Annotated in this window: 30 protein-coding genes; 7 read left to right on the plus strand and 23 right to left on the minus strand. The window is 64.4% G+C overall.

Annotated elements, in window-relative coordinates:
* Positions 1-11 precede the first annotated feature (11 nt).
* Complete coding sequence (phbB, locus tag CON77_RS09320) at positions 12-749, plus strand: acetoacetyl-CoA reductase (RefSeq protein ID WP_101048883.1); 738 nt, start codon at positions 12-14, stop codon at positions 747-749.
* Between the two features lie 208 nt (positions 750-957).
* Here phbB and CON77_RS09325 read toward each other — a convergent pair whose 3' ends face one another.
* The 21 genes from CON77_RS09325 to CON77_RS09420 form a co-directional block, all read right to left on the minus strand.
* Entirely contained in the window at positions 958-1218 is a 261-nt protein-coding gene (locus tag CON77_RS09325; RefSeq protein WP_101048884.1) for a pyocin activator PrtN family protein, read from the minus strand.
* Entirely contained in the window at positions 1215-1616 is a 402-nt protein-coding gene (locus tag CON77_RS09330; RefSeq protein WP_101048885.1) for a hypothetical protein, read from the minus strand. The genes CON77_RS09325 and CON77_RS09330 overlap by 4 nt, the downstream gene beginning before the upstream one ends.
* Complete coding sequence (locus CON77_RS09335; RefSeq protein WP_101048886.1) at positions 1613-1960, minus strand: XkdD/Y8K6 family phage-associated protein; 348 nt, start codon at positions 1958-1960, stop codon at positions 1613-1615. Before CON77_RS09335 ends, CON77_RS09330 begins: the two co-directional genes overlap by 4 nt.
* On the minus strand, positions 1957-2178 hold the full coding sequence (locus tag CON77_RS09340) for a hypothetical protein (RefSeq protein WP_101048887.1): 222 nt from the start codon (positions 2176-2178) through the stop codon (positions 1957-1959). The genes CON77_RS09335 and CON77_RS09340 overlap by 4 nt, the downstream gene beginning before the upstream one ends.
* Positions 2175-2387: a hypothetical protein gene (locus CON77_RS09345; RefSeq protein ID WP_101048888.1), complete on the minus strand. Its 213-nt coding sequence runs from the start codon at positions 2385-2387 to the stop codon at positions 2175-2177. The genes CON77_RS09340 and CON77_RS09345 overlap by 4 nt, the downstream gene beginning before the upstream one ends.
* Entirely contained in the window at positions 2384-2641 is a 258-nt protein-coding gene (locus tag CON77_RS15160) for a hypothetical protein (protein ID WP_157826898.1), read from the minus strand. Before CON77_RS15160 ends, CON77_RS09345 begins: the two co-directional genes overlap by 4 nt.
* On the minus strand, positions 2638-3018 hold the full coding sequence (locus CON77_RS09350) for a hypothetical protein (RefSeq protein WP_101048889.1): 381 nt from the start codon (positions 3016-3018) through the stop codon (positions 2638-2640). The genes CON77_RS15160 and CON77_RS09350 overlap by 4 nt, the downstream gene beginning before the upstream one ends.
* Complete coding sequence (locus CON77_RS09355; RefSeq protein WP_101048890.1) at positions 3015-3227, minus strand: hypothetical protein; 213 nt, start codon at positions 3225-3227, stop codon at positions 3015-3017. Before CON77_RS09355 ends, CON77_RS09350 begins: the two co-directional genes overlap by 4 nt.
* A complete protein-coding gene (locus tag CON77_RS09360; RefSeq protein ID WP_101048891.1) occupies positions 3224-3865 on the minus strand; it encodes a phiTE_072 family protein in 642 nt (213 codons plus the stop codon). The genes CON77_RS09355 and CON77_RS09360 overlap by 4 nt, the downstream gene beginning before the upstream one ends.
* Positions 3862-4341: a dUTP diphosphatase gene (dut, locus tag CON77_RS09365; RefSeq protein WP_101048892.1), complete on the minus strand. Its 480-nt coding sequence runs from the start codon at positions 4339-4341 to the stop codon at positions 3862-3864. The genes CON77_RS09360 and dut overlap by 4 nt, the downstream gene beginning before the upstream one ends.
* Positions 4338-4538 (minus strand): hypothetical protein, encoded by a 201-nt coding sequence (locus tag CON77_RS09370; protein ID WP_101048893.1) that lies wholly within the window; start codon positions 4536-4538, stop codon positions 4338-4340. Before CON77_RS09370 ends, dut begins: the two co-directional genes overlap by 4 nt.
* Positions 4535-5560 carry a DNA cytosine methyltransferase gene (locus CON77_RS09375; protein WP_101048894.1) on the minus strand — a complete coding sequence of 342 codons (1026 nt, stop codon included), beginning with the start codon at positions 5558-5560 and terminating at the stop codon, positions 4535-4537. The genes CON77_RS09370 and CON77_RS09375 overlap by 4 nt, the downstream gene beginning before the upstream one ends.
* On the minus strand, positions 5557-6012 hold the full coding sequence (locus CON77_RS09380) for a hypothetical protein (protein WP_101048895.1): 456 nt from the start codon (positions 6010-6012) through the stop codon (positions 5557-5559). The genes CON77_RS09375 and CON77_RS09380 overlap by 4 nt, the downstream gene beginning before the upstream one ends.
* Positions 6009-6515 (minus strand): hypothetical protein, encoded by a 507-nt coding sequence (locus CON77_RS09385; protein ID WP_101048896.1) that lies wholly within the window; start codon positions 6513-6515, stop codon positions 6009-6011. Before CON77_RS09385 ends, CON77_RS09380 begins: the two co-directional genes overlap by 4 nt.
* 5 nt (positions 6516-6520) lie before the next feature.
* Entirely contained in the window at positions 6521-7027 is a 507-nt protein-coding gene (locus CON77_RS09390) for a hypothetical protein (protein ID WP_101048897.1), read from the minus strand.
* Positions 7024-7584: a deoxynucleotide monophosphate kinase family protein gene (locus CON77_RS09395; protein ID WP_101048898.1), complete on the minus strand. Its 561-nt coding sequence runs from the start codon at positions 7582-7584 to the stop codon at positions 7024-7026. Before CON77_RS09395 ends, CON77_RS09390 begins: the two co-directional genes overlap by 4 nt.
* The gene (locus CON77_RS09400) at positions 7581-7799 is read right to left on the minus strand and encodes a hypothetical protein (protein WP_101048899.1); all 219 of its coding nucleotides are present in this window, start codon (positions 7797-7799) and stop codon (positions 7581-7583) included. The genes CON77_RS09395 and CON77_RS09400 overlap by 4 nt, the downstream gene beginning before the upstream one ends.
* Positions 7799-8062, minus strand: coding sequence for a hypothetical protein (locus tag CON77_RS09405; protein ID WP_101048900.1), 264 nt, complete (start codon positions 8060-8062; stop codon positions 7799-7801). The genes CON77_RS09400 and CON77_RS09405 overlap by 1 nt, the downstream gene beginning before the upstream one ends.
* Positions 8059-8424 (minus strand): hypothetical protein, encoded by a 366-nt coding sequence (locus CON77_RS09410; RefSeq protein ID WP_101048901.1) that lies wholly within the window; start codon positions 8422-8424, stop codon positions 8059-8061. Before CON77_RS09410 ends, CON77_RS09405 begins: the two co-directional genes overlap by 4 nt.
* 112 nt (positions 8425-8536) lie before the next feature.
* Positions 8537-9964 (minus strand): ISL3 family transposase, encoded by a 1428-nt coding sequence (locus CON77_RS09415; RefSeq protein WP_157826899.1) that lies wholly within the window; start codon positions 9962-9964, stop codon positions 8537-8539.
* A complete protein-coding gene (locus CON77_RS09420) occupies positions 9961-11043 on the minus strand; it encodes a phage Gp37/Gp68 family protein (protein WP_101048903.1) in 1083 nt (360 codons plus the stop codon). Before CON77_RS09420 ends, CON77_RS09415 begins: the two co-directional genes overlap by 4 nt.
* 317 nt (positions 11044-11360) lie before the next feature.
* On the opposite strand from CON77_RS09420, the gene CON77_RS09425 reads away from it, so the two are divergent.
* Together CON77_RS09425 and CON77_RS15165 are read left to right on the plus strand one after the other, a co-directional pair.
* Positions 11361-11822, plus strand: coding sequence for a hypothetical protein (locus CON77_RS09425; protein ID WP_101048904.1), 462 nt, complete (start codon positions 11361-11363; stop codon positions 11820-11822).
* 461 nt (positions 11823-12283) lie between these two features.
* Positions 12284-12595 (plus strand): hypothetical protein, encoded by a 312-nt coding sequence (locus CON77_RS15165; protein WP_157826900.1) that lies wholly within the window; start codon positions 12284-12286, stop codon positions 12593-12595.
* 237 nt (positions 12596-12832) lie between these two features.
* Here the strand turns inward: CON77_RS15165 and CON77_RS15170 are convergent, their stop codons facing one another.
* The gene (locus CON77_RS15170; RefSeq protein WP_157826901.1) at positions 12833-13162 is read right to left on the minus strand and encodes a hypothetical protein; all 330 of its coding nucleotides are present in this window, start codon (positions 13160-13162) and stop codon (positions 12833-12835) included.
* 151 nt (positions 13163-13313) lie between these two features.
* Between CON77_RS15170 and CON77_RS09435 the strand changes: the two genes are divergently transcribed.
* Complete coding sequence (locus tag CON77_RS09435) at positions 13314-13559, plus strand: transcriptional regulator (RefSeq protein WP_101048906.1); 246 nt, start codon at positions 13314-13316, stop codon at positions 13557-13559.
* An 8-nt stretch (positions 13560-13567) separates the two neighbouring features.
* On the opposite strand, the gene CON77_RS09440 is transcribed toward CON77_RS09435, so the two are convergent.
* A complete protein-coding gene (locus CON77_RS09440) occupies positions 13568-13927 on the minus strand; it encodes a hypothetical protein (protein WP_101048907.1) in 360 nt (119 codons plus the stop codon).
* 179 nt (positions 13928-14106) lie between these two features.
* Between CON77_RS09440 and CON77_RS09445 the strand changes: the two genes are divergently transcribed.
* The 3 genes from CON77_RS09445 to CON77_RS09455 all read left to right on the plus strand — a co-directional run.
* Complete coding sequence (locus tag CON77_RS09445; protein ID WP_101048908.1) at positions 14107-14301, plus strand: hypothetical protein; 195 nt, start codon at positions 14107-14109, stop codon at positions 14299-14301.
* 49 nt (positions 14302-14350) lie between these two features.
* The gene (locus tag CON77_RS09450; protein ID WP_101048909.1) at positions 14351-14728 is read left to right on the plus strand and encodes a hypothetical protein; all 378 of its coding nucleotides are present in this window, start codon (positions 14351-14353) and stop codon (positions 14726-14728) included.
* A gap of 136 nt (positions 14729-14864) precedes the next feature.
* Positions 14865-15767: YdaU family protein (locus CON77_RS09455; protein ID WP_439650550.1), on the plus strand; the 903-nt coding region annotated here is incomplete at its 3' end.

Here is a 15767-nt window from a genome sequence, read left to right on the forward strand (position 1 = left end):
AGGAGATACACATGAGTCAAAAAGTTGCATACGTCACGGGGGGCATGGGTGGTATCGGTACCGCCATCTGCCACCGCCTGGGCAAGGCCGGTTTCAAGGTGATCGCCGGTTGCGGCCCGACCCGCGACTACGAAAAGTGGCTGGCCGAGCAGCAGGCCCTGGGCTTCACCTTCTACGCCAGCGTGGGCAACGTGGCCGATTGGGATTCCACCGTCGAAGCCTTCACCAAGGCCAAGGCCGAGCACGGCCCGATCGACGTGCTGGTGAACAACGCCGGCATCACCCGCGACCGCATGTTCCTGAAGATGACCAAGGAAGACTGGGACGCCGTCATCAGCACCAACTTGACTTCCATGTTCAACGTGACCAAGCAAGTCGTGCCCGACATGGTGGAACGTGGTTTTGGCCGGATCATCCAGATCTCGTCGGTCAACGGTGAAAAGGGCCAGGCCGGTCAGACCAACTACTCGGCGGCCAAGGCCGGCATGCACGGCTTCACCATGGCGCTGGCCCAGGAACTGGCGGCCAAGGGCGTGACGGTCAACACCGTGAGCCCGGGCTACATCGGCACCGACATGGTCCGCGCCATTCGGCCCGACGTGCTGGAGAAGATCGTCGCCACCATCCCGGTCAAGCGCCTGGGTGGTCCGGAAGAGATCGGCTCCATCGTCGCCTGGCTGGCGGGTGAGGATTCCGGCTTCACCACCGGGGCCGACTTCTCCTGCAACGGCGGTCTGCACATGGGCTGATGCCCGGCAGCCAGCCATTGGAAACCCGCTTCGGCGGGTTTTTTTGTGTCTGCGCGGATAATCTCGCTCCATGAGCGTGACTTCTCCCGACCCGACCATCAGCCCCTGGCGCCTGAGCGTGGCGCCGATGCTGGATTGGACTGATGGAATGCAAAACGCCCTCTGATGAGGGCGTTTTCTTTTGGGCCATGTAGCACTTTGCGTAGCACTACATGGCGATTTGGGCCGCTTCTTTGAGGGCCGCTGCGCGCCGCTGGTCGAGGTATTCGGCCAGGTCTTGCAGGTGGATGCCCTTGGCGCACTTCTGCGAGCCTTCCATGCGGATCAGTGGCAGGCGGATTTCTCCGGCGCTGCACTTGCGCACGAATTTGTCGGGCGTGAGGTGCTGGAAATAGTCGCGGCAGACGGTCTCGACGGGCAGGACGGCGCGGGCGTCGTACTGGGTCATGAGGAGCATGAGGGTTTTCATGTTTTGGGTTCTCCAGTGATGCCGTGTGCGGCTTCCGTCATACGGATAGCCATCGTGGTGTCTGGGTTTGACTGAACAATCGCCAGTACTTGCTCGCGGGTCAGCGGCTTGCGCTTGGCGGGGTGGGGTGCGGTGTAGAGCGGTTGCACAGCAGTGCCGAAAATCAAGTCAGCCTGTACGTCGCTGTGCCACTCAAGACTTTCAGTGCCGTTCATGTCAACAACCCACGCCACCGGCTCCTGCTCTGCCGGCTGCTCTGCCAGCGCATCTCGCTCCAGGATGCGAATGACGGCCTCGCGGCGCTCGATGGTGTCGGCGGCTTCTCGCAACAGTTCGGCCACCGCATCCAGGCCGGTGTGGTCTGCCATTTGGCGCAGGCGTTGGGGGAGGGTGGTCATGCTGCACCGCCTTCCACCTTGGCGATGGCTGCTCTGGCAACGAGAAACGCATTGGCCTGCCTGCGCGCTTCTTCGTCGCCATCATCCAGAGCCATTTCAAGCAGGCCGTCCGGCGCCGCCGAAATATCCCCGGCACACGCCATGACCATGCGCAGCGCCGTCAGCAGATCAGGCGCAGCGGCGATCAGGCGGGCGTTGGCTTCGGTTTTGCCGGGCACGGCGCGCAGGTAAACGTGCGCAATATCGACCTTGCCGACACATCCAATTTCTGGGCTGTTTTCCGATCCAGTTATGTCGGTTTCATGCTCGATGGCCCAAGGCCCCGGTGTGTGCCGCGCGTTCATGACTTGCTCCGATCCACCAGCACATGCCGGTCACAAGTCGCGGTCTTGCCGACGGCGAAGCCGCCGAGTGTGCAACGCTTACCCGTTTCTTCGTGCCACGTTCCGTACCATCCTGACTTGATCGTCTTGATGGTGCTTTCAAAGTGCGCGCAGTTCGCGCAGGTGTCGGCCGTCTTGCGGTAGTTCTGCTCGGCCTTTGCCTCGGATTGCTTGCTCATGCGTTCCCCCAAACCGCCAGGGCGGCAATGCACAGCATGATGGCTGCGATGTAGCCGGCGACCAGCAGGCGCAGGGCGCGGTCGGCGCTGGCCTGGGCGGCTTCTTCGTCGCGCCAGGCGTCGAGTTGGGCCTGGGTGTAGTCCACCGGCAGGCAGCCGGTGTTGTCGGGTGGGCGGCCTGCGCGGACGTGGCGGGTGGGGTGGGTCATAGTCCTGTTTCCTCCTCGGGCCACATATCACCGTCTGCGGTGAACACCCAGCGATATTTCGGTGCTATCTCGCCTTCGGCTATGGCTCGAAAGTGCGGGCAGACAGCCCAATACTCGATCACGTCGGACACAAGTAGGTGTTTGGCCCGCACAACGATGCATTGGCCCATGACGCGCTTAAGTTCTGTTTTGAAGCATCGCGCCCATTCCGCAGGCGCTGTGAATCTTCCAATGTGGCGGTTGGCTTGGGTCATGCTGCACCCCCTTCCACCTTGGCTATGGCGGCGCGGGCCTGGACTACGTGGTCTTGCGTCAGCGCGAGTCCGACGTCATCCCAGTCCACGATTCGCTTCAGCGCCTCCAGCAGTTCGTCGCGTTCCCGCACAAGACGGTCAATGGTGCAAGCCCAAGACACATCGGCGGGGCGTGTCAGTGCCTCAAGGTCTTCGGTGCTGACCATTTCGCAAGCATTCCAGCAGGCCACCAGACGGCGGGCGTCGGCCGGGCGGTTGCAGTCGGCAACAGGGAGCGGGTATGGGTCGCCGTCGATTTGCCGAATCACGAAGGTGTAGTCGGCATCCTGGTCCAGTTCTTCCGCGACCAGTCGCCCCGGTGTGTGCTGCGTGCTCATGCGTTCCCCCAAACCGCCAGGGCGGCGATGCAAATGAAGATGGCTGCGATGTAGCCGGCGACCAGCAGGCGCAGGGCGCGGTCGGCGCTGGCCTGGGCGGCTTCTTCGGCACGCCAGGCGTCGAGTTGGGCCTGGGTGTAGTCCACGGGCAGGCAGCCGGTGTTGTCGGGTGGGCGGCCTGCGCGGACGCGGCGGGTGGGTTGGGTCATGCTGCCTCCGTGGTGGATTCAATTTCGTCGCGCAGGGCCTGCTGGAAGACGGGCATCAGGACTTCCCAGAAACGGACGAACGACCGGTCCAGTGATGTGGCGATGCGCTCCCAGGGTTCTTGGAGGAAGTAGCGCGCGCCTCGCTCTGGAGTCGCATCCTTGAACCTTCCGCTTTGAGTCGGCCAATCGGCTTCGTCTTCGCAGTCCCGCATGCGCTCAACAAACCGGTCCGAGCTGCTTTCCAGGTCGTACTCGTTGTACTCGATCCAGTCCCAGATGGCGCGCGCGTCGCCCTTGGTGATGTCGCCGGTCTTGCGGTGCTCCAGCAGGCTCTGCCGAAGCTGTCGCACCGTCTTCTCCCCGTCGAAGACGTAGGCCTCGGAGCCCAGGAACTTGCCGGCGATGTAGCTCGGGTCGTCAGCCTCGGCCAGCCACCCCTTGAACGGCTTGCCCAGGTGGCTCCACCGGTACGCCCAGCTCCCGTAGCTGCTGTGGATCAGGATTTCGCCGATTTCGCGCGGCCGTTGGTCCACGTCAATGGCCTGCCAGCCCTTGACGGCGATGGTGGCCCACTCGTGACTGGCGCGGACGTGGTAAACGTCCCAGCCGTCGGATTTTGTGACGCTGTCGGTGGTCATGCCGCCCCCTGCCCGGTGGAGCCGAAGCCGTTGGCGCCGCGCTCGGTGATGGTGAGCTGCTCGGCCACCTCGAATTCGACGCGGGGCACGGGCAGGATGAGCGCCTGGGCGATGCGGTCGCCGGGTTTGACGAATGACCAGCGGGCGTCGAGTTCGGCGTCGTAGAGCATGTCCTGGGTGAGCTTGACCATGACTTCGCCGGTGTACCCGGGGTCGATGACGCCGACGCAGTTGGCCAGGCGCAGGCCCTGGTTGATGCCGTGGCCGCTGCGGCTGAAGATGAGCATGACGTGGCCCTGGGGCACCTCGAAGGCGAGGCCGGTGCAGCACATGACGGGCTGGCCGTGGTCGATGCCGGTGCCTACGTGGCTGAACCCGGCGACGGTGGCGGCAGCGAGGTCGAAGCAGGCGTCGTCGGCGTGGGCGTAGGCGGGCACCTGGGCATTGGGGTGGAGTTTGAGGATGCGGAGTTTCATGGTTTTTTCCAGGTGGGCAGGGGGTGCCAGTGGGTGAAGCCGTGGCTGGGCAGCCAGGTGGAGAGCACGGCGATGCCGTGGCGCTGGTTGATGCACAGGACCTTGGCGCCGCTGGGTGGGCGGTGCTGGGTGGCGTCGATCCAGTGGATTTCGGTGTCGACGCAGGCGGTGCGGTCGGTGGTGGTTTTGATGGTCATGCGGCCTCCATCACGCACTCGATGAAGGCTTGCGCGGCTTTCGCGTTGATGGCGTTGCCGTAGGCGCGCAGGCGCACCACTCGGGCGGGAGCCCCATGAGCCAGCGGGAATGTGCTGGGTTCAACTGGCCGCCACTTTCCATCCCGGCAGAACAGCCAATCAGCATCTCGCCAGAAGCCGTTAGTCGGGCCGGGCCTGCAATCGCTGTCGCCATGCTCAAGTCCTGCGGCGATCCCTTTCTCTCCATTTCCGACAGCGCACCTTCCAGCGTCCTGACGTTCTTCTCGCCGTCCGCAGCTCTGGTCGTCGGCCAGCCCGCCAGCGCCACAATCTGCCCCAGCGGTTTGCCCGTGTCCCAGGGCCTGGCCTCCTTCACGCCCCGGCTGGCGTCCGTCACAGTCGTGGTGGGCCAGCCCGCCAATGTGAACGCCTGTTCGCTCAGTGGTTTGCCCCTGGTTTCTTCCAGTCGCCCCGCCAGGAAATCCGGCGATGCACTCGCGCTGCGCCAGTCCCTGGCGGCTGGCGTGGCCCACCCAATAAAGTCGGTCGCGGATGTGCGGCGCACCGACGCCCGCAGACGGGAACGGGACCGCCCCGAAGGCGTAACCCAAGGCTTCCAGGTCAGTGTGTACAAGGTTGATCCAAGGGTCAGCGTCCTTGCTTGCAACCTGCTCTCCAATAACCGTTGCAGGCTTGCACTCTTTGATGAGGTGGTGAAAGGCTGGCCACAGGTGCCGCTCGTCATCAAACCCAGCGCCTTTGCCTGCCGCGCTGAAAGGTTGGCACGGACAGGAGCCAGTCCAAACAGGTCGGTCGTCGCCCCATCCGGCAGACCGAAGGGCGTGGGACCAGACGCCGATGCCGGCGAAGAAATGGCATTGCGTGAAGCCACGCAGGTCGCTGGGGTAAACATCCTCAATGCTCCGTTCGTCCACATAGCCGGGCGCGATGTGGCCGGCGGCGATGAGGTTGCGCAGCCACTGGGCGGCGGCTGGGTCGATTTCGTTGTAGTAGGCGGTCATGCGGCCTCGGCGGGTTGGGTGATGTGGTAGACGGTGAGGCCGTCGGGGCCGGCGAGGAGCTGGTCGAGCCTGAGGGCGGCGGTGCCGATGGCCCAGACGCTGCAGCGGGGCAGCAGGCGTTCGGCGGCGGCGAGGCCGCTGGTGATGCTTTGGCGGTGCTGGTGGCGGTCGCCGGCGTTGGCGGCGAGTTCGGCCAGGGCGCGGGCGGCGCCGTGGAGGATGCGCAGGTCGGGCTCGTCGTTGGGGATGTGGCAGGCGCGGGCGGCGTCGGCGGTGATGTAGGCGAGCCGGCCGGCGTTGTCGATGAGCACCGGGTCGTTGGCGCCGATGAGGGCGTGGAGCATGGCGTCGGTCTGCAGGCTGCGCAGGTCGCGCTGGATCTGGTTTTTGAGGATGGCGGCGGTGACGGGGTTGCGCCAGGTGTTGGCCAGTTGGCGTTTGGATGGGTTCACAGCATCAGCCCCGCAAAGACGTTGGTGCCGACCCGCGCTGTGCCGCGCCGGATGGCTTTGCAGTGGCTGACGCTGACGCCGAATTCGCGCGCGGCCACGCGGCTGCTGCAGGCGTTGCGGATGGCTTGCACGACTTGTTCGCTGATGTGCGATTGGGCGCGTTTGGTGTTGGCCATCTTCATCTGCCGGGCCACGCCTTGGTAGGCGCCGCGGGCTTTGGCGAGGTCTGCGCGGCCCTGGTGGTTGGTGACGACTGTGTGCCCGGGTGCCACGCACAGCGGTGTGCCGCATTTGCAGGCCACCACCATGCCGGTGGGTATGCGGCGGCCGTCGGTGAGTTCGCGGATGAGGCGGCTCACGTAGGTGACTTTGCCGAGGTGGCGCACTTGCGGTTTGCCGTGGCCGTCGCAGGCGCCTTGCCAGATCCAGCAGTCGCCTTCTTCGATGCAGCGGCTGTGCAGTGTGGTTACGGTGTGCGCTTGGGGCTGGGTGGTTTTGGGCATGGTGGTCAGATGACGGCGATGGACCGGCCGGTGTAGGCGGCGGTTTGGTTGCCGCGGCGGCTGGGGTGCTGCAAATGGTCGGCGGCGCCGGGGCGCACGGGTTGGCCGGTGCTGTAGCCGGCCAGTGGCTGGTAGGCGGGCGCGGGGCACAGGGTGGGTTTGAGGCCCTTGGGGTAGACGGTGGTGGCGGCTGCGCCGGGCTGGGGCTGGGCGAGTTTGGCGCTGGGCTGGCTCAAGGGGCCCAGGGGCGTCCAGCTGGCGACGTTGAGCACGCTGTAGCGGGCCTGGCCGCGCTGGTTTTTTTCGACCGCGAGGCGTTTGGTGCGGTACATGTTTTTGATGACGACGCGGACCATGGCGGTGGGCATGTCGAGGGCTTTGGCCAGTTCGTCCACGGTGAGGCCGGGGCGGCCCTGGGTGCGTTGGGCGTGCAGCAGTTTTTCGACGCCGGCCCGCTGGGGGGTTTTGGGGGCGGCGTAGCGGCGCGGGGTGGGGTTGGGTTGGTGGGTCATGCTTTGTGGCCTTCGATGAGGGCGTCCACGGTGTTCCAGAGTTCGTCAATGCCGCCTTCGTTGATGACCAGGCGGTCGGCCTGGATGGCGTGCATTTCGCTTTCGCTCACGTGTGCGCGGACGCGGGGCACGTCGCGCACGACGCGCCAGATGAGGCCGCCCTGTTCGCGCACCCAGGTGGCTTCGTGGTGGAAGCGCAGGTCGCTGACGACGAGCAGGCGGTCGCCCTGTTCGCGGCGGGCGCGGGCGGCGCGGTCCAGCATGTCCACCCAGAAGGTGCGGCCGACGCAGCGCTGGCCCCATTCGGTGCCCAGGGTTTGGGCCAGGTGGCGGTAGCTGACGCCGTGCAGGCCGGGGATGGGCTGTTCTTTCTGCGACCGGTCGGCCATGTGGGCGAGGTCCAGTTCGGCAAATTCGAACAGGCTGCGCAGCATGGCGCGCATGGGGTCGGCAAAGGCGAGCTTGGTGTAGCCGTGGTCGGTGGCCAGGATGTCGGCAATGGTGTCTTTGCCGCTGCCGGCGGGGCCGGTGAGGGCGATGAGGCGGGGTGGGCTCATGGTTGGGCGGTGCGGTGGTGGGTGGATGGGGTGCGGCTGCGCTGCACGGCTCGGGTGGTGATGACGGTGCGCCAGGTGCGGTGCGTCATGGCCTGGGCGAAGCCCATGCGGGCGAGGGTGTGGTCGCGCGGCTGCATGGCGGCGTAGGCGTCGTAGAGCTGCTGCCAGGTGATGCGGGGCAGGGCGCTGCGGCGCACGGCGTGGGGGTGCGGCATTACCGGGCGGCGATTTGTTCGCCCCGGCGGGTGATGCAGTGCAGGCTGCCGGCGGCGTCCCACAGGTGGGCGGCCTGGGGGCCGTACAGCTCCACGCACAGGTCGCGGGCGCCGCGCTCTTTGCGGGCTTCGGCGCGGGCGGCGCTGATGGCGTCGGCCTGGGCGGGGGTGTAGCCGGGCTCGGTGTCGAGCAGGTGGCTGGCCCCGAGGGCGATGACGAAGAAGGCGGCCAGGGCGAGGTTGAGCAGGCGGTGGGCGGTCATGCCATTTCCTCGTCGGCCATGGCGGGCCAGGTGCTGTCGGCAAAGTCGGCCGGCGTGGGTGGGGTGCCGGTGTCGCGGTCGGCGTCGGTGGCGGCGGCCAGCAGGGCGTGGGCCAGCAGGCGGGCTTGGGCGGGGGTGAGGTGCTGGTAGAGGTTGAAGCTGCCGCCTTCGGCGTTGAGGGTGATGTTTTTGCCGTCCTGGCGGCGGGCGGCGTCGGACTTCCAGCGGTAGAGGCTGAGCGTGGTGTCGCCCGTGCGCATGCCGTGGACGTGGGCGTCGTAGCCGGTGCCGGCGAGGTAGTAGGTGCGGTCCGCCAGCTCGGTGCGGCGCAGTACGGCGCTGGGGGGGGTGGTTGGTGCCATCGTTTGCTCCACGCCCGCGAACGGGCAAAAAAAAGGGCTATCCGGATTTTCGTGTTGAAGAAGCACCACAAGGCGTAGGCGCTGATTCAGCGGTTGTGTGTGGAATCCGCTGTCAGACCGCCCGCTCAGCGCACTTGCGGCAGAGCATGGTTTCTTCACGCACCGTCATCTCAGGCAAGGTGAAGACGCCCAGGCAGCTTGGGCACTGTCCACCGATCCGATCGAACACAGCCTGATGCTGCTGGCTGATATAGGCCCGCATTGCTTCCATCGGGAAGCCGGTATTGTTTGGCCTCATAAAGACGCCAGAACTCTCAAAGTTGTGGCGCAGCTCTTCATGCTTTGGCATGGAATCCAGACGCAGAACCTGCTGCAGCGGCCACAGCATTCGCGCCCGGATGACCTCGAAGCTGTACCCCCTACCGCGCCTGTTCATGATCTTGATCAGCCCGTTGAAAGCCTCTGTGTAGCCGTTGGTGATCGGGTTGTCAAAGTAGGCCAGGATCTCTTCGCGCCAGTTCTTTGTGGCTGTCAGTACCGCTTTGAAGTCGTGTCGCGGGACAGATGCAATCTCTGGGGGAATCGATACACGCCATTGATCAAGGAGCATCTCCGCTTCGGCACGGCTGTTCGCCTTGTAGATGTCATACAAGCGCTCCTTCGCCCAATAGGCTGTTGCCAGTGTTGGTTCGTTGGCCAGCCACATATCGAGATTGAATCTCCCGCGCTCATCAAGCTCCCGATTGCGCAGCCTCAATAGAACGCTTTGCCGCTTCCATTCCCGGCCAACCTCTTTGGGCTTGGATTTGCTGACCTTTCGACGAATCGTTTCAACGGCGAAGTCGGCCATCTTGAGAACGTGAAACTTATCGACCACCACAGGAACACCAGGCAGTCGATCGCGCACCACATTCTTGTAAGGCGGGTACATGTCTGTTGTGACCCGCAGAACCTTTTCTGCGGCCCTGTTGGAGTGCAGCCATTGCGCAAGCGATGCAGGCTCCCTGTTTGGCAGGATGTCAACCGGAAGTCTTCTGTCCACATCCGTCAGCACCAGACGCATCACGCCTGAGAGCTGGGTTTCATCGATTCCAAGACTCTCTGGCACGTAGGGCCTGAACTCGTCAGCCACAAGCGCCACGGCCGATGACGCCACATTCCTGACGGTCTTCTCGTCACATCCGATGTGCTCAGCCACCCGAGAGAACGTGTCTCGCATCCCCTGGTCGGTGATGTATTCGGCGCAGCGCCGCGTCATCCTGCGATCGTCCAAGACCGCCCCCAAGGGCTGCAGGAACGTCTCTCCGCAGTCTCGGCACCTGTAGCGCTGGACATTGGCTACAAGTCGAACTGGGAGCCCTCGGATTGGGCTGTCGGTGTAAATGGTTTTCTTGGTCCCGTGCTTGTACAGATGCCCGATGGACCCACATTTCAGGCATGCGGACGGATGCACCAAGTAATCAGCTTCGATCAGGTATTGACTGCCATCGGATCGTGATGATGTCGCTTTCCAATCGGGTAGGTCCAGGATGTCGGTCATCCAAGAATTGTCGCCTCGGCTGGAACCTCGTCCCATAAGCGTCCGTCCAGCTCGCGGCCGGCGGCTTTCTTGCCGATTCTGTACATCAATGCGCAGTCTTCTGTGAATTGATCATCCGGGCCAACATTCGAGCCGTCCGGTGCAACGCCCATGGGGAACTTCGATTGGTCTTCGCTCCAATGGGACCACTCACCCCACTGCTTGAACAGAAACGGCACGCCGGCCGCCTGGCACTGGTCGCGCAGGCTGCGCGCCCAGTCCGGGTGCATCGGGCGGGCGTTGGGGCCGCTCTCGCCGCCGACGATCACCCAGTCGATGCCGCCACCCATCTCTTCCTCGTCAACGACATCTACCTCGCCGCACGTGTTGATCGTTTGACAGTTTGGACACACCTTGCGGATGTCGTTCTCGTCTTCTGGTTGGTCTTCAAAATCAACCGTCTTAACGCCGCCAGGACGCAGGTTCATTTCGTCGCCATAAAAGCGCGTGCGGCACACGTGACAACTCTCATCGCCAATCCACGCACCAAGGTCCACCGGACCCAGCAGCGGCTCCATGGACAGAAACCGCTTCGCCGCCGGCACTGCCAGCAGCTTCGGGATGTCGCGGTCGGCCTCGGCCTGGCTGGTGATGCTGGCGCCGATCCAGACGTTGGGCCACAGCTGAGCGAAGAGGTGGGCGTCTTCATGGCTTGTGGCTGACGGGAGCATGGCCTTCACGTTGCCGATCCGCTTCGTCAGCAACAGCCAGTCCAGGTGAGGCGTGACCTTGATCAACTCGAACAGTTCGTTGCGCCACTCGACCGGCACTTCCTTGTCGAACACGTCGGCCAGGCTGGCGCAGAACACGCGGTAGCGCACGCCCAGGCGCTTGGCCTCGGCGTTCCAGCGCAGCGGCTGGAGCCAGGTGCTGGGGGCGGTGCGCTTGCGCGGCTGACCATGGCCCCACTGCACCACGTGGCGGCGCTTGTCGAAGTCGGCTTCGGCGTAGCAGTGGTCACAGCCCGGCGACACCTTGGCGCAGCCAATCCACGGGTTGAAGGTGTGGTGCGCCCACTCGATCTTGGTGTTCTCTGTCATGTCAACCTTTCCACACGAAAATCCGCATGGATACTTTAACCGGCTTCAGCGCTTTCCACAAGATATTCCGGAAAGCCAAAAAAAGCCCCCGGCACTTGTGCGCCAGGGGCTGGAAGTCCCCGCCTTCAGGCGGCGGGGCAGGGAGGAAATGGGGTGCCCCGTCTTTCAAGCGCTTCCAGGGGCTGCGCTGTATCCTTCGGTCTTCCACAACACGAAGGGTTAAACATGCTCGAAGATCCCGTCCCGGACCATCGATCCCAGGTTCCGCGCCAAAGGCCGGGGCCACCACCCAAGGGCTGACGCCCACCGGAGATGCCATGACCCCGTCCGACGACCTGCTGTTCGACACCCAGTACGGCTACTGGTTTAACCTCAAGTGCGAGCGGTTCTACCGCCACCTCGACTTGCTGCTCAACACCGCGCAGCTTCTTGGCGGTTCGGGCGCGGTGCTGGGTGTGGTGGGCGGGTATCCCGCATTCCTGGCTGCGGTGGGCGTGCTGTTGGCATTGGCTGCCGCTGTGGCGTTGCTGGTGCAGCCGGCCATCAAGGCGGGCCTGCATGCCGCAACCAAAAACGGTTTCGTCAAGCTGCTGGCCAGCCACAAAACCCAGCCGGCTCAGGAGGTCGAGTCGCACATCGCCACGCTCAGGGCCGAAGCACCCGCTGGGCTGTCCTTTCTGGAGCAGCCGGCCTACAACGCCGCCGTGCAAGCCATTGGTCGCCCCGATGCCAAGGTGCCATTGACCCGGGCCGAAGCCATCCTGGGCGGGCTGACCTGACGACCAGACCAGAAAACAAGCAAGCCACCTCCCGCCCTAATGAACTGGAGACTTTGGTGTGTTGAAGGTGGGCGGAACTGCCCAGGCGCGAAGTGGCTTGCTTGGTGCCCCTGCTGCCAGGGGCCCTGGGCCGGTATTCGACAACCGGCGTGACCGTTTCCGTTGTTGGGCGTCTTCCCCTCAGGCCGTTGCTGTTCTTGGTGGCCGTTCCTCAACACGTACTTTGTAACGCCCGTTTGTGCTGGCGTTGTCCCTGGGGATGCAGAGCGGTGGAACTTGGACTGCCCACTCAGCTACGGTATGCCTTCGCTGCTCTGCCTGACCTTGCTGCCGTCTTGCGCTCTTCGCTGCGGCATGGCTGCAATCTTAGCCAAAGGATTAGTAAAGCGCAATAGCCAAAGGCGAAAAAAAACGAGAAAATACCGACACCCGCGCTTGGCGGGTGTCTATGGAGTTGAAAAATGAGCGAAACATTGGCGGTGCCCAGCGCCGCAGCGCAGGCCGCGGCCGTGATCCGTGTGGTGCGGCAGGCGGGAGAAATGGCCGACCGCTTGGCCAAACTGGACCACGATCTGTGCATGGCCATTGCGCAGGCCCGCACCCTGCAGCAAATCGGGCTGCATGACGGCCTGCTGCGCTTGCAGGCCGAGTTCGATGGCCTAGTTGCGGGGCTGCAGCCAGCCTTGCTCCTCCAGCCGCAAGAGCCGGTTGCTGCTGGTGGTGTGGTCGGTGGCATGGCAGCGCACCACGGGTACCAGGGCAGCGCCATCTAGCAGCCATTCCACCTCGTGCACCAGGGCGTGGGTCATGTTTTGTACCCATGCCTGCACCGCCGCAGGCAGCGCCACGTATTCACCCACACGCGGCACGGCGCTGGTTTGCAATTGGGCCTCATGCACCAAGGCAAAGTTCTTGCCGTAAACCTCAAGCCTCAATTCTTGATTCATCGTGTTTTCCTCCGGTGTGACAGCAATGGCACCACCGTGGCGGTGGTGCGGGTGGGCGTGGGGTCAGTGCCGGCCGGTGGTCCCGTTGCCGGCGGCTGCTGGTTGCGCAAGCGCATCTAGCAAGCGCACGGCGGTTTGCCACTGATCGGGAGGCAGGTGCTCCATCAGCAGCAGCACCTTGGTGCGCGGGTCTTCCTCTCCATGAATTTCTGCGTAGGTTGGTGGGTTATCCATCCAGCCTCTTTCTAGGCCAAGTTTTTCTTCTATTTCTCTGGCCATCGCGTCGCCCATTTGGTAGGTGGCATCTCTACCTGGACGCTTGTTGTTGTTCTTGATTTGCGTCAACTTTGGATCGGCCCTTGCCCATCCAAGTGCTTCGTTCAGGTCGGACACCGAGCCGTGCTGCTCTATGAGTATGAGCAGTCTTTGACGCCTGATTTCCGATGATGTGTACATCCTTTGGATTGCAGCGCCTTTGGCTAATGATGTGAATTCGCAAAAGGCTATTGACATTGTTTAATCCAATGGCTAATAATGCCACCCCATGAACCTACAAGACTGGCTCAAGCAAGAACACGGCCGCCAAGCCGCGCTCGCTCGCCACCTGGGCATCAAGCCGCCCCAGGTGGCCGACTGGATCAGCCGCGACAAGCCCATCCCCCTGGTGCACATGGCCGCCATCGAGTCCTACACCGCCGGCCAAGTCACCCGCCGCGACATGCGCCCAGCCGACTGGCCCCGCATCTGGCCCGAGCTGGCCGACCAGCAGCCCGCAGGGCAGGGGGTGTGATGCTCCGTTCAGTGCCGCTGCGCGTTTTGCTGGCCGATGAGGTCGGATGCGCCCTCGACGTTCGCAGCCAACCAATCGCGCAAAACGCGTGCATTGCGCGGCTCCAGGTTGAAGGCCAGCCAGCCGAAGCCGCTGCTGCGTGCCCAGAGCCTGACTCGTCCGTCCCTGAGCAGCCTGGCCTCCATGGCGGGCGAGTCCTCGACCGTGACGGGGGTGTCCATGGCTGATTCGTCTGTCGGCTTCGGCCTGGCATGGCTCACCGGTGGCGACATGGTCGCGCGCGTCATGGCCAAAGCCGAAATCAGTCCGTCCAGTTCTTGCGCATTGAGCTGCCCGGCCGATTCGGCCAGCCGTTCGATCTTGTTCATGGGCCGGTCCTTCCTGGTTGGGTTGTGTGAGAGCACCCATCGTACCGGGCTGGGCCGGCCCGCCCCCTTTCCCCACCAAGCTGGCACGGCAACCCGTGCTGACCTGGCCCGCATGGGCCGCCTCCCTGCCAAACAACGTGCAGGCCGGGTCGGTGGGCTTTTCTTCCCCGAGGTGCCCCATGCCTGACGACAACAAGCACACCGAGCGTGTGCCGATCAACCTCACCGAGCGCGAGTTCCTCGACGTCTGCCGCGAGGCCGGCCGGCTCGACATGAAGCCCGGCGAGTTCATCAGGTTTCTGGTGCGTCGGTCCATGTACGGCAGTGTGGGCATGACGCAGGCCTGTGGCAACTCAAACCGTGGGTCCGAATAGGACGCTTGCGCACCCATTTCCCCCGGTATCGACCCCCACGGAGCCGCCCATGAGCACCACCCCCTACGCCGAAGCCCCCAAGCTGCCCAACGCCGAACAGGCCGTGTTCGACGCCCTGCTGGGCCTGCAGCGCAATGGCCAGCCCGACGCCACCGCCGGCGAGCTGCGCGAGGTGATCGAGCGCCTGGGCCTGTACCGCGTGCGCGGCGCCGACGGCCACAGCCGCGCGGTCGGCCGCATTGAAAAGGGTTGGGTCAACGCCCGGCTGTGCGAGCTGGCCGAACGTGGCCTGGTGGCCAAGCGCGAAGGCGCCGCCCGCCTGAACCCGCTCACGGGCCGGCTGGCCGACCCGTGGTGCATTCCCGCACAGCAGGCCGCGCTGCCCCTGCCATCTGCCCCGGTATCGCCTGCCTGTGAGGCCCGGTAATGCTGCCCCGTTTTGCCACGGCTAGGGTCGCCCCCGAAAAGCAGAGCATCCACCTGCCTGCCGCTGGCTCCTTTTTCTCGTGGATAGGCCTGGGAGGGCCGCTGTGAACTACTACAAGCGCCACATTGGCGATTACATGAAAGACGCCAGCCACCTGTCGCTGCTGGAACACGGCGTGTACATGCGCCTGCTGGACGTGTACTACACCCGCGAAGCCCCCATTCCGCGCGACCAAGCCGCCCGCCTGGTGGGTGCGCGCAGCAAGGAAGAGCGCGAGGCGCTGGACACCGTGGCCGCCGAGTTCTTCACCCTGCAAGACGGCCACCTGGTGCAGGCCCGCTGCGACCGCGAGATTGCCGCCATGACGGCCAAAGCAGAAACCAACCGGGTTGTGGGCGCACGCGGTGGCCGACCCAAAAAGCAAACCCAGAAGGCCGCGCAACCGCACGATTCTGGAAACCCACAAGAAACCCAGATGGTTTCTGAAAAGAACCCAGAAGAAACCCAGATGGTTTCTGAAAANNCTGAAAAAAACCCAAACGTAACCCAAGCCACTAGCCATAAGCCAATAACCAATACTCAACACACGCATTTGGTAGACCAAGAGGGGGGCGGGCCTGCCGGCCCGGCGTGCGCTTCCGGCACGTTGGCCGGTGCCGTCTGCAAGGCCATGAAAGCCGCCGGCATTGCCGACACATCCCCCGGCCACCCCACGCTGCAGGCACTGCTGCAGGCGGGGGCCAGCACCACCGAATTCACCGACGCCGCCCGCCAGGCGGCCGGCAAGTCCAAGGGCTTCGCCTACGCCCTCAGCATCGTCGCCGGCAACCGCAAGCAGGCTGCCGAATTGGCCGGCCGGCTGCACCGCGGCGAGCTGCCAGCCTCCGAAACGCCGTACCAGCGCAGCATGCGCGAACGGGTGCAGGAATTCGCACCCAGCATCGCCAAGCAGGCGCCCGGCGCAGCCGCCGAAGCCATCAACCCCGTGGCGTTCTTCGATGCCATCGACGTGACCGCCCGCCGCCTGGAGTCCCCGCAA

Source organism: Macromonas nakdongensis, assembly GCF_002837145.1.
GTDB classification, from domain to species: Bacteria; Pseudomonadota; Gammaproteobacteria; order Burkholderiales; family Burkholderiaceae_C; genus Macromonas_B; species Macromonas_B nakdongensis.